The sequence below is a fragment of the Cohnella boryungensis genome (assembly GCF_042651945.1).
GTDB classification, from domain to species: Bacteria; Bacillota; Bacilli; order Paenibacillales; family Paenibacillaceae; genus Cohnella; species Cohnella boryungensis.
This window is the reverse complement of the sequence record NZ_JBHSED010000003.1, coordinates 96,603-109,131: the sequence shown is the minus strand read 5'-3', so window position 1 is coordinate 109,131 and position 12,529 is coordinate 96,603. Positions and strand designations below refer to the sequence as shown.

Annotated in this window: 9 protein-coding genes; 1 reads left to right on the top strand and 8 read right to left on the bottom strand. The window is 56.6% G+C overall.

Going from position 1 to position 12,529, the window contains the following annotated elements; translation table 11 throughout:
* Positions 1-66: 66 nt before the first annotated feature.
* The 6 genes from ACFO1S_RS01840 to ACFO1S_RS01815 all read right to left on the bottom strand — a co-directional run bounded on the left by ACFO1S_RS01840 (position 67) and on the right by ACFO1S_RS01815 (position 6,824).
* Positions 67-1,632: an ABC transporter substrate-binding protein gene (locus ACFO1S_RS01840; protein ID WP_204600937.1), complete on the bottom strand. Its 1,566-nt coding sequence runs from the start codon at positions 1,630-1,632 to the stop codon at positions 67-69.
* A gap of 57 nt (positions 1,633-1,689) precedes the next feature.
* Complete coding sequence (locus ACFO1S_RS01835; RefSeq protein ID WP_378126127.1) at positions 1,690-2,577, bottom strand: carbohydrate ABC transporter permease; 888 nt, start codon at positions 2,575-2,577, stop codon at positions 1,690-1,692.
* A gap of 12 nt (positions 2,578-2,589) precedes the next feature.
* Positions 2,590-3,552, bottom strand: coding sequence for an ABC transporter permease (locus ACFO1S_RS01830; protein ID WP_204600939.1), 963 nt, complete (start codon positions 3,550-3,552; stop codon positions 2,590-2,592).
* Between the two features lie 129 nt (positions 3,553-3,681).
* A complete protein-coding gene (locus ACFO1S_RS01825; RefSeq protein WP_204600940.1) occupies positions 3,682-4,776 on the bottom strand; it encodes a Gfo/Idh/MocA family protein in 1,095 nt (364 codons plus the stop codon).
* A complete protein-coding gene (locus tag ACFO1S_RS01820; protein WP_204600941.1) occupies positions 4,769-5,953 on the bottom strand; it encodes an MFS transporter in 1,185 nt (394 codons plus the stop codon). The genes ACFO1S_RS01825 and ACFO1S_RS01820 overlap by 8 nt, the downstream gene beginning before the upstream one ends.
* A 25-nt stretch (positions 5,954-5,978) precedes the next feature.
* Positions 5,979-6,824, bottom strand: coding sequence for a sugar phosphate isomerase/epimerase family protein (locus ACFO1S_RS01815; RefSeq protein ID WP_204600942.1), 846 nt, complete (start codon positions 6,822-6,824; stop codon positions 5,979-5,981).
* An 805-nt stretch (positions 6,825-7,629) separates the two neighbouring features.
* Between ACFO1S_RS01815 and ACFO1S_RS01810 the strand changes: the two genes are divergently transcribed.
* Positions 7,630-7,776 carry a hypothetical protein gene (locus ACFO1S_RS01810; RefSeq protein WP_378126124.1) on the top strand — a complete coding sequence of 49 codons (147 nt, stop codon included), beginning with the start codon at positions 7,630-7,632 and terminating at the stop codon, positions 7,774-7,776.
* On the opposite strand, the gene ACFO1S_RS01805 is transcribed toward ACFO1S_RS01810, so the two are convergent.
* Complete coding sequence (locus ACFO1S_RS01805; protein ID WP_204600944.1) at positions 7,773-10,943, bottom strand: S-layer homology domain-containing protein; 3,171 nt, start codon at positions 10,941-10,943, stop codon at positions 7,773-7,775. The genes ACFO1S_RS01810 and ACFO1S_RS01805 overlap by 4 nt on opposite strands.
* A 20-nt stretch (positions 10,944-10,963) precedes the next feature.
* Complete coding sequence (locus ACFO1S_RS01800; RefSeq protein WP_204600945.1) at positions 10,964-12,529, bottom strand: dockerin type I domain-containing protein; 1,566 nt, start codon at positions 12,527-12,529, stop codon at positions 10,964-10,966.

The following is a 12,529-nucleotide window of genomic DNA, read 5'->3' as shown; positions in this document are numbered from 1 at the left end:
CGTCCCGATATTACGGAAAAATCAGATGGGGCAGCGGCCCCATCTGATTACCCAACATTGGCTTTGTTATTGCGACTTGGCTTGTTTCCAAGCGTCGAACTGCTTCTGCTTGTCCGCCACAATGTCGTCAATTCCCGCGTCTCTAAGCTTGCTGATGAATTCCGGCAGTGTGGACGCCGGGTCCAGGGTTCCGGTCTCCAGCCCGACCCGATACTGGTTCAGCACGTTCGTCACGGCTGCCACTTCATTTTTAACCGACGATGCGTCGTAGTTGAATCCAACGGCAGGCGATTTGGTCGAGTCCAGATTGAACTTGTCCATCTGCTCCCACAGATCGGCCTGGTCGGTTTCGAAAATGAAGGACTTGAACTGATCGCCGAACAGCCAGCCCGTATTCAAGCCATAGGGAACGCTGCTCGCGTCCAGGTTTGCTGGATATCCGATCGTCGTTTCGGATTTTTTAACGTAGTCGCGATCTTCGATCCCCCAGGAAAGCAAGTTGTTGATCTCCGGGTCTGCGAACATCAGATCCAGAAACATCATCGCCCGGGCCGGGTCCTTGGAGTTCTTGGCAATCGACCAGTTAAAGCGGGTGCCGTGGCTGGAGTCGGTGAGCGGCTTGCCCACGCTGATCGATACGAGCTCCGCGCCCGCTTTACGGCTATCCTGGGCTTCGTTGCCGGGCTTCCACGTCGAGAAGTAGGCAAATGCCTGACCCGCCTTGATCAGGTCTTGGGCGGTGTCCTTGGCCGTCGCTTCATCCTTGCGGATAAACCCTTTCTCATACCAGCCGCGAACAAGCTTTACCAGGCCTTCGTATTCCGGAGTCTCGTACATGTTAACGATTTTCGATTCTCCCCCGTCCACTTTGATCGTTCCCATTTTGTTCACCAGCACATCGAACAGGGTGGCGGCCATGCTGTCTACAGGCGTGGAGCCGGGCGCGAAAGAGACGAGCGGAATCATATTCGGTTCCTTGTCCTTCACGATCTGAAACAGCTCGGTCAGGTCCTCGAACTTGGTATATTTGCTGAGATCGATATTGTATTTGTCCACGATATCTTTGCGCATGTACAGCGATCGGCCTCCGGCAAAATCCCTTCTGGCCGGTACCCCGTAAGTCTCTCCGTTCACCTTCACCGCGTCGAGAATAAACGGATATAAGGTGTCCTTAATATTCGTGCCGTACTTGTCCAGCAGCTCGTTCATCGGCAAAATTTGGCCTTGCGCGACCTGCGTGGCGTAGTTGCCGCTGACACCGCTGATCATCAGATCCAGTTCCTCGTTGCCCGCCAGCATCAGGTTCATCTGCTGGCTCCACGAGCCATAAGCGATCGGCAGGAATTTGACCGTCGTATTCAGCTTTTCCTTCGCGATCTTGCTTACGGCCGCTTCCACCTCGGGAATTCCCGCCGTTTGCGAGCCAAGCGTGAAGAAGGCCATCGTCAATTCATAAGGCGGCAGCGACGACTCCGGGCTTCCCGACGCTCCGCCGGCGCCGGAAGAAGGCGACGGACTGCCCGTGCTTGCCGCCCCCGTGCCGCTGTTGCCCGAGCCGCATCCCGCAAGCGCCGCGGTCAGAGCAAGGATGATCGTAAATAAGATCGCGTTCTTGATGCTGTTCCTTTTCATGCAAGTACCTCCCTGATCTCTGTTTGTCATATGCTATCCGGACTTGCCGGCGATAGCCTAGCCTTTCACTGCGCCCACCGTCAGCCCCTTAACGAAGAATTTCTGGAAGAACGGATAAGCGGCCATTATCGGAATGACGCCTACAACCGCCATAGCCATCCGTACGCCTTCCTTGGGCAAAGCGGACAGCGCGTCGCCTTGGCGGCCGCCCATGTCGGATACGGCAAGGAACTGAATGTCGAGCAAAATCTTGTTGAGCAAGTACTGCAGACTGAACAAATCCTCTTTCGTGATGAAGATGAGGCCGTTAAACCAATCGTTCCAGTAACGGATCAATTGGAACAGGCCAACCGTTGCAAGCACAGGGGTCGACAGCGGCAGGATCATCCGGAAGAAAATCCGGAATTCCCCCGCCCCGTCCATATAAGCGGATTCGATAATCTCCGGCGGTATCGTGTTCTGGAAGAACGTCCGGGCGAGCAGCACATAGAATCCGCTAAGCAGCAGGTAAGGAACGATCAGGGCGAGCAGCGTATTCTTAATATCGAATACTTGCGTGTATACCAGATAGGTCGGAACCAGTCCGCCATTGAACAAAATCGTGAAGAAAACGTAGAACGACAAGCCCGTTCGCAGCGGCATATCCTTACGAGACAGCGGATAAGCAAGCAGGGTAATCATCAATAGCCCGATTGCCGTTCCCGTAATTGTAACCAGAATCGAGATTCCGTAGGAACGAAAGATGGAAGCGGAGCTTTTGAACAAATATTCGTAAGCGTACAGGCTCAGCTTCTCCGGGAAGAAGGAGTAACCGTTGCGAATTATCGTTTGCTCGTCCGTGAAGGATGCGGCCACGAGCAGCACGAAGGGCAGGAGACAGAATGCCGCCAAGACGATGAAAATCGCGTTCAGCGCCCATTGTTGATATCTGATCGAGCTGTTCAATTTCATCGCCTCCTAGTACAGCGCGTTATCCGGGTTAAACCTGCGCACAATCAAATTCGATACGATGACCAGAGCAAAACCGACGACCGACTGATAGAACCCGGCGGCCGAGGCCATGCCGATATCCCCGAGATTCAAGAGCGCGCGATAGACGTAAGTGTCGATGACGTCTGTTGTTGGACTCAGAATGCCGGAATTCAGCGGAACCTGATAGAATAAGCCGAAATCGGCATAGAATATTTTACCGATGGCCAGCAGCGTCATGATAATGATGACAGGCATGATCGAAGGAAGCGTAATGTGCATAATTTGCTGTCGGCCGTTGGCCCCGTCGATCTTGGCCGCTTCATAGTATTCCTTGTCGATGCCGAGTATGGCCGCCAAGTAGATGACGCACAGATAGCCGGCTTCCTTCCAAGTGTGCACGATCGTCAGAATATACGGCCAGTATTTGGGATCGTTGTACCACATCACCGGGTCCAGCCCGAGCGCCGGAAGAATCGTTCGGTTCATCAGACCGGAATCCATGCTGAGCAGCGCGAATACGAGATAACCGACCACAACCGTCGAGATCAGAAAAGGAAGGAGAATCACGCTCTGATAAAAGCGGGAGGCGATCCGGTTCTTGAGCCCGTTCAGCATGATCGCTACGCCGATCGCCACTACCGTATTGATCGCGATAAAGGCTCCGTTGTACAAAATGGTGTTGCGGGTGATCGTATAGGCGTCCGAAGTGCGGAACAGAAACTCGAAGTTCTTGAAGCCGATCCAGTCGCTCCCGAGAATCCCCTTCGTATAGTTGATATCCTTAAAGGCGATAATCAATCCCAGCATCGGCATATAGTTGTTGAACAGCAGATACAACACGCCTGGAAGAACCATGATAAACAGCGGCGCGTACCGCCTCCAGCCGATTCTGCGGGATGACCTCGGCCCTTTCTTAAACAGCCCTTGCTTCGCGGCAATTTGATTCATATGCAGGCCCCCCTCATGCAAGCGATTTCGCTATAGATGTATTGTAGGTCCCGCGCAGCTCGGCTACTACTCCAAACCCGTTGCGGATTGATCGCTTTGCGATGTTCGCCGATCGGATTCCCGCCCGCATCAAGACTGCGGCAAGGAAGGCATCGGCAATGGCCTCTCGCAAAGGCTCTGCATGCGATAGTGCCGCTCTTCCCGCGAAGCGATATGGAACCCGTGCATCGCTTCCAGCACCTGAAGGGCGACTTCGCCCGTCGCACGATGAGGCGTCCCCTCGCGAATGGACAGAGCCATATCCAGCAAGCCGATGCCTCGCGAATTGTCCGTATAGGCATGGGTGAGCGTGAGCTCCTGCCACGCCTGATCGGGACCAGGCTTGCGAAGCTTGACCAGTCCGCCGAACGTGTTCGGGTCAGGGACGAGCAGGGTGCCTTCGCTTCCGTAAATCTCGATCGAGGAAAGGGATGTCCCCCCCTTGACGTCGAAGCTCGTAATCAAGGAAGCGGTCGCTCCCCCGACAAAATCCAGCACCCCGGAAATATGCGTCGGCGTCTGCACTTGAATCTTCTGGCCGTATAGCGGCTGGCTCGCGATGACCCGCTCCGGATAGGAGATGACAGCGCTGCCGGTTACCCGGCGGATCGGGCCGAGAAGCGTAATGAAGGCGCTTAAATAATAGGGCCCCATATCGAACATAGGACCCGCCCCGATCTCGTACAGGAACCCCGGGTTCGGGTGCCATCTCTCGGGCCCGCCGGTCATCATGAATGCCGTGGCGGCTACAGGCTGGCCGACGGCTCCATCGTCGATCAGCTTGCGGCAGGTCTGGATGCCGCCTCCGAGCACCGTATCCGGAGCTACGCCGACGCGCAAGCCTTTGCTGTCGGCCAGCTCCAATATTCTGCGGCCGTCTTCCATGGTCGTAGCCAGCGGCTTCTCCGAATACACATGCTTGCCCGCTTCCAGAGCGGCCAGACTCACTTCCGCGTGCACGGCCGGAATCGTCAGGTTGAGCACGATGTCGACCGTCGGATCGGACAGCAGCTCGGCAAGGGTGCCCGCGTCAGGCACGCCGTATTGCGTGGCTTTGGCCGACGCGCGTTCCAGGTCGATATCCGCAAGCCTGACGATCTCCAAGGCGTCGTAGGCTCGGCAATTGGTCAAATAGATGTCACTGATATTCCCGCAGCCGACGATGCCGACTTTGATTTTACTCATTTTCGAACCTCCCGGATACATGAATAAGGCGTCTGCTTCCTCGCATGCTTCCCGCATATAAGAGCATGACGCCGATAAATACAACAGCGCTGCTGCCGCTCAAATACAGAGCGGATCCTGCCATCGGGCCAAGCGCGGAGCCCATCAGCCTCATAATGTTCACCGCCCCGTTGGCGGCGGCCCGATCCTGCGGGAACCAGGCCGTCACCAGCGTAGCGGGAATCGGCATGGACAGGCCGTAGGTGAAGCCGAACAGGCAGAATGACGCTGTAAGCGCTGCCAGATCGAACTGCGCGGTCACGGCCAGCAGCACGTAGGTCGATATATTCGCCCAGGTCGCATAGACGTAGACGCGGGCGGACGACCAGCGGCTTTGCAGGCCAACGCCAAGCTTCACGGCCAGCATAAAGCATAGCGCCATCGACAGAAAGGACACTCCCGTCCCTTCCGGTCCCATTCCGAAATCGTGCAAATAGACGGATGGCAGGTAAACGAGCAGCGTCATCGTGGACATCGCTTGAAAGAAGCCTGTCCACAGCAATTGCCTGCCATGAGGATTCCGATAGACGGATACGAAACCGCGGAAGGAAAACTTCCGGGGAACGGCCGGAGGAGAATGCGTTTCCCGAAGCAGCGTTGCATTGGCGGCAAGCAGCAGAACGGCGGCAAGCCCCAGGGAAAGGAAGATTCCGTGCATTCCCGCGCGCGCTCCGATGAAGCCGCCGATTAAGGGTCCGAGCGCCGGGGACAAGGCCAGAATCAGCTGAAACGTGCCCATTCCTCTGGCCAGCGCCTTTCTTTCGAACAGATCCCCGATAACGGCAGCCGCCACGACCGGAATCGCGGCAGCCCCGATGCCTTGCGCGGTGCGGCACAGCAGCAGCAGACCGATCGACGGAGAGAATGCGCAGCCGAACGTAGCCAGCGCGAACAGCGTCAGCCCTGCGATCATAACCGGCCTTCGGCCCTTCTGGTCGACGATCGGGCCGAATACGATCTGCATAGCAGCCATCGCAACCGTAAACAGCGTAACGCTCAGATTGATAAGGAATGCGCTCGTTTCCAGCTCCACCTGCGCTTGAGGCAGGATCGGCGTATACATGTTCTGCGCAAACCCGCCGACCAGCGCCGTCATACCGACCAAATACAACAGCAGCGTTTTGTTACTAGCGCTCACCGACGATCTCCACGCCGTTCATCGGCTACTCTCCGAGCAGCTTCGTCATATTGCGATAGCTGATCGAGACGCTTTCGAATTCGTCGCGGCTTGTCATGTCCTGCTCTACGAAAATCGTCTTGGCATGTCCCAGACTGCGAAGCTTCCCGATGTAGGCTCCGATGTCCAGCACGCCTTCTCCGGATTCCGTGAACTGGGCCGGGTCCTGCGTCTGATATAACGTATCCAGCGTAATGCGGGAATCCTTGCCGTACACGTCGAAATAATTGACTGCGCTCACCGATGCGGGCAGATCCTTCTGATGCACAAGATCGCAGCGCTCTCCGAGCTTATCGAGCCATTGCAGCGGATCTTCCCCGCCCCTTACCGTCCAGTAGGTATCGAGCTCGAACTTGACCAAGGACGGGTCGGTATGCGCCAGCATCGTATCCATGATCATCTCGCCCTCGAATCGCTGGAATTCCTGAAAGTGATTGTGGTAATAGAAGTCGATGCCCTTCTTGCGCGCCGCTTCGCCGTAACGATTCAGCTTGTCGCAATACTCGAGCGTCTGCCGTCTGCTCTCGAAGAAGGCAATCGGAATAATCAGCGTCGGACTTCCCACCTCGGTCAGAAAATCAAGCAAGGGCGGCAAGCTGTCCTCGCCGTGCACCATGGCGTGGCAGCTCACCGTCTTTAATCCCAGCCGTTCCATGCGCTTTCGGAACTCGGAAGCGGACAAGCCGCCAGCGTTCAGATTCGCATCCCGGTTTTGCAAAGCCAGCTCCAGATTTTTGTAGCCGATCTCGGCCACCCGCTCCAAGGTCGCCGTAACATCGTGCTTATATGCCTGTCTCACCGAATATAGCTGCAGTCCCAATTCAAGTCCCATCGTGAGCCTCCTCTACTGTTTCCATTCGAATGTAATTCACATTGTAGCGGAGCCGTGTCCGTTTCCCTACCGCTTACACGACATCTTTCGACGTTATTGCGGCATGCCAAAGAAAAATCAGAATGCCCCGTAAGACAATTAGTGATTTTTCTAGCCCTGCCCTGAGCTGCGCTTCTTTGAGAAAAAAAAGAATCCCTTCTCCCACCATGCAGTGGAATTTGAGATCCTTCTCTTGAAATTGAGACGTTCCCATCTCATGGGAACGCTTGCTTGTGAGTACAGCCTCATCCAGACTGATGTTGCATGCCGCGAACCAAACGGAGGATATCGTGTCGCTCTCGCAAGCCGAAGCGCGATAAATAGGAAGTGGTTAATTGTACTCTGTACAACTAGTTCCTGCACAAGTCAGAGCGGGGCATCCTCTAATTGTACTTGTACATCTAATTCCGAAGGTTAGGCGATACTTTGGCATTGCTGCTCTGATTTAATTGCAGATTATACAATTAGCTCCTCCGAAATCCTCTTCCGCTGTCAATTTGTTGTACTCCATGCAATTAGCTCTAAACTCTGAGTCCTGTCCGCCACCGTTCCCTATCCACATCGCCGTCATCTCCAGCTTCAAGCGTGCCCACGCCCTGAAATGTCGAAGGACAGCTGCCGCCTTCGAATAAGCTTCGAAAGAACCGTTGGCACCCGTTACGACCGCAATTTGCCCGTCGAATATGTGGAGGATTTGTTCGCCGATGCGATCTAGGGCATCCAGCAAGCGCTGCGGGTTCCTTACAAGAATGTCGACAAGGTCGTTTTGAACGACATCGTCCCTTCTGCGACGCTGATCTTCGAGCATATCGAACATCATAAGAAGCTGTTTAAGGCGCTCGATCTGATCCGGAAAACTCCCGATCTTCCCGAGCGCCTTGAACAGGTAATTATAAGTCGATTGCTCGATTAATGGCCGATAGACTGTTCACCGCCGTTGGAATTGCGAGTGTAGCGGTGATCATTGGACGCCTCCTGAATGTGTCCGAACGCCCAGTGGCTTGACGGAACGTCCTTCCAGGCGGCTGCCGAGCCCGCGAGCGGTCCGCGCTCCAGCACGCGGTTCAGAATGACGACCGCCTCGGCGCGCGTAAGAGGATCGTTCGGACGGAACATTCCGCTTCCCGAGCCGGACATGATACCGGCTGCGCTTACGCGTCCGATCGCTCCAGCCGCCCAATGGCCGGCTGTGTCCTTGAACGACGCTTTCGCATCGCCCGCTGCCGTATCGCGCTTCAGCAGGCGATCGACGATCGCCGCCATCTCTGCGCGGGTAATCGACTTATTCGGCATGAAGCGGCCGTCGGAGCCTTGCATGTAGCCCTGCGCCGTCGCTTGCGCGATCGCCTGCTTCGCCCATGCGGCGGACGGCAGATCGGAGTAAGCCGCGTCAGCCGAGCCTGCAGACGCGCCCGGCAACGCTCTGGATAGCAGCGCCGCCATCTCCACCCGCTGCACCGCTTGGTCCGGACGGAACGTGCCGTCGCTGTATCCTTGAATGTAAGCGGTATGGGACGAGCTGTCCACGCTCAGCTTTACGATGGAGAAGGTGCTGAACTTGGTGATCGTAAAGCGGATGCCCGGCTTATTCGTTCCGTTGTAGCCGACCAATTCCCCCTTCACCCATTCCTTCGTTCCGTCGCTGTGCTCGATGAAGACGCCCAGCTTCTCCAGCTCCGCCTTTGGCATATCCTCGCCAACCGGCAGCTCCAGGGTCACCTCGCGGCTGCTCATGTTCGTCTCGATCGTCATCGGACGACCGATCAGCTGCACGCCGTCTGCGGTCGCCAATCGGAGAAGCGTCGGCTCGCCTTTGAGTCGCTCTTCTACCTGCTTGCGTTCTCCGGCTGCCTTGATCGGTACAACGTGGAAGTACACTTCCTCCTGCAAGCCTTGCAGGGAGCGGCTAGGTACGAGGATGCCGCCGTTGTCGGTCCAGATCTGCAGATCAATGCCTTGCGCGGCAAACTGCTTCGCAGCCTCTGCCGGCAGCTTCACATTCAAATCGGATACTTCGTCCTTCGTGTCGGGAATGACGATTCTGGCCTTAGACGAGCCGGCTTCCTTCAATTGCTTGATCGCCTGCTCCGCCTGTGCCGACGTCAGAGTCACTTCGTCTTTCTTGCGGCCGTCCGCAAGGGTCGTTCTTGTGATGGTCGTGCTGGCGACCACGCCGCCCTTGCCATTGCCATCGCTGACTTCGACAATGATTTGCTCCGTCGGCGTCGAACCGCCTCCGCCGCCTCCCGTTCTCGGCGCTGTCGGCACTGCGGCTTGCGATGCTGCGGACGGATCGGACATCCCGACAGCATTCTGGGCGACAACCGTGAAGGTATAGGACGTGCCGTTCGTCAGTCCGGGGACGACGGCCGACAGTTGGCTCCCGCCAACCGTGACAGAGATGTCGCCGGGACTGGAGGTCACAATGTAATAATCTACCGGCGCCTCGTTCACATTAGCCGGCGCGCCCAAGGAGACTTGTACTTGCCCGTTGCCTGGCACAACCGACAGGATCGTTGGAGCCAGCGGCTTCGCCACCGGACGAACCGTGCCGGTCAGCGGCTCCGAATCTCCGGCAATATTCACCGCATAGATGCGAATCGTGTACGTCTGTGCGTTAGTCAAATCGTCAAAGCTCGCGCTGTACACGCCTTCGAGGTTTTCAGGCACTTCCTTCGTTGCAACGACGCTGCCGTCCAGCACGGCTTCGACGCGATACTTCAAGATCGGCTCGCCGACCGTACCGCTCGGCTTCGCGAAGGAGACGACCGCCGTCCCGTTGCCTGCCAAGGCGCGGAAGCTCGTCGGCACGCCAGGCGCCGGCACAGGCGCAACCGCATCCGAAGCCGGACTCAGATCGGACTCTCCGGCAAGGTTGACCGACTTGACCGCGAATACGTAAGACGTACCGTTAGTCAATCCTTCGGCAGTATACGCGTTGGTTTCGACTCCGCTGGCGATCTCTACCCAATCGGCGGAGTTGACTGGCTCGGCATCACCCTGATAGCGATAGACCTTATAGGTTTCCGCCATCGACACAGCCGGCCAAGTCAAGTTGATCTTGCCGTTGCCCGCCGTCGCCGTCACCGATGTCGGCGCCGCAGGCGGAACAACGACGGAAACCTTGCCGTTTACGACAGTCTTGTTCATCTCCACGGCATGCACGTCCGTAAACGTCAGCTCCCGCAAGTCGTTCGGAGTCTCAACAGTCAGCGCGTGATCGCCGATCGGCGCGTCATCTTCAACTGCGAACTTGATCGTAAACAGGATTTGAGCCTCCTGAGAGGCCGGAATAGGATCGTCTCCACCAGTCAGATCCAGCCAAGAGACCTTCACCCAGCCGTCCGTACTGCTAGAGCTCGACATCAAGCCTTGTCCCTCGATTTCATCGAAGCTTATGGCGGCTGGATCATACTTGATCCGAATGCCGTAGGAGGCTGCCTCCTTATCCAGTGTCGCTTCCACAGGCACAGAGACGATACCCGCCTCACCCGCCTTAATGGAAGCCGTGCCGATCTTAATAACCGCATGGCCCGGAGGAGAAACGATTACCTCTCCATTGACCAGATCTGCGGATACCGGAACTACGTCTTCGTAAAGCTCGCCCTGAACGACCGTCAGGGCGGAGTTGCCTGCCGGCGCGCCTTCCTTAATCTTGAATCGCAGCGTGAACAGCTCGCTGGAGTCGTCGATAAAACCGGTAAGCGTCAGATCGAGCTTCAGACTGCCCGTCGCCGTCTTGTCTACAAGCAAGTTCGCGTTGGCGTCAATGGCTTTGACCGGCCCGCTGATGGTCGCCTCGTCTCCTGCCGACGGCTCCAGCACGTTCGGATCGTAGTTAATCGTAATGTTTGTCCGGTAGACATACAGTTCCGAGTCATTCGAGTCGAAGAAAACCGGCACCTCTACATAAGTCCCCGGCGCTCCGGCCACCGTGCCGACACGCACGGAAGGCGTGCCCGACGGATCCGCGGACGCTTTCGGGAGCGAGGGCAGCAGCAGCGCAAGCACAAGCAGCAAAGCCAGGGCGGCGCTGAACTTGCCGCGCAGTCCAGATCGGTTAGCATAAGAATAGTTCAATGAATTCACCTCAAGGTTTGTTAGACTGCATTGCCCATATAGATATTCATGATTAAGGTAGCATCCGCTTCGGTTATTTCGCCGTCTTCGTCCATGTCGAGCGCTTCGAGCTGATCTGCCGTCAGCGTGATTTTCCCCTTCAAATACTTGGTGATGAGCAGCGCATCCGCAGGCGTTACGACTCCATCCCCGTTGGCGTCTCCCGGAATCCGGATGAAGATTTCCGCCGTGCCGGCCGTTGCCGAATAGGCTCCGCGATCATCCTTGGCCAGCCATTCGAAGGCCGTAGTGCCGCCCCAGAGCGGATCGGGCGTAAACGTCAAACCGTTCAGAGAGGCCACAGGGATGACTTGTCCCGCCTGTACGGGAACGCCTGTCAGGTTGAACGTGCCGTGAGCGGGCAGCGTGACGACGCGAATGGAAGCCATCGCGTGGCCGTTCGGATCGGAATATCGGTTCAAGAAATCGGAGCCCTCGAACGAAACGGTCTGCCCCATCTTGCCGCGCTTCGCGAACGATCCGGCCGTCGGCGGGTCGTTCAGCTCGTGAGTCAATTCCAGTACCCGGTTGAAGGAGCCTGTGGCGTCCAGATTGACGACGATAATGCGGTCCTGCGCCGCATCCGTTACGTACAGCGCCCTGTCAGGGCCTACGAAGATCGAATGCGGACTGCTGATGCCGTAATCCTCGGTTAGATTCAGCCAAGGCTGCAGCGTCGGACGGTTGTAATAGGAAGCCCCCGTATAGGAGGTTCGGTCGATCTTCGTTTTGTTCATGACGACATAGAACATTTCGTCCACCGGGTCCACCGCGATCTCTCCGGACTGGTCGTTGATATCGTCGAAAGACATGTTGAAGGTCGATTCCAGATCGACATAATACCCCCCGGACCTCCACAGCCTGCCGTCGGGATGCAGCGCATAACCCGTTTCGGCATCCACGCCGCCTCCGCCGCTTCCGCTGCCCCAGCCCATTTGGTTCAGATAGACGTTGCACGCCTCCGTGATCAGCCCGTACGTCGTCGGGAAGAAGCTTGTTACCCCGTATCTCTCGCAAATAAACTGTGCCACCTTAAATTGCTCGTGGGTCACCGTATCGGTGCTCTTGGTAATGGCAAGACTCTTGATATTCAAGAGCTGCGGCATACCGATGGTCGGGTTCGTGAACCGGCTGGTCAATTCGATGATGCTGACCGACTCCGTGCTGTTGTATTTCGGCAACAGAAGCGGCTCTCCATCCCGATTGAACGCATGGAGGTTTGCGGCCAAGCCCGATTCGGCAACGAAGAGATTGCCATCCTCATCGATAGTAATCGCCGTCGGATTATTAACGGGAATAATTAAATTCGCCAGCCCGTCCGTATCTGCCCGAATAACTCGGTTATTGCCGGTGTCGGCGATGTACATCTCCGTCACGCCGTTGTAGGTGTGAAATTTGATATCCTGCGGCGATTTGAGATATAGCGAAGCGATCTCCGCGTGCGCCTCGCGCGGCGGAAGCGCCAATACGGCCAATATGGCGAAGGCTAGTACCGCAGCAGTCCTTCTGGTCCATTTCTTAATCCTACCTGTTCCTTCTGATAGCAT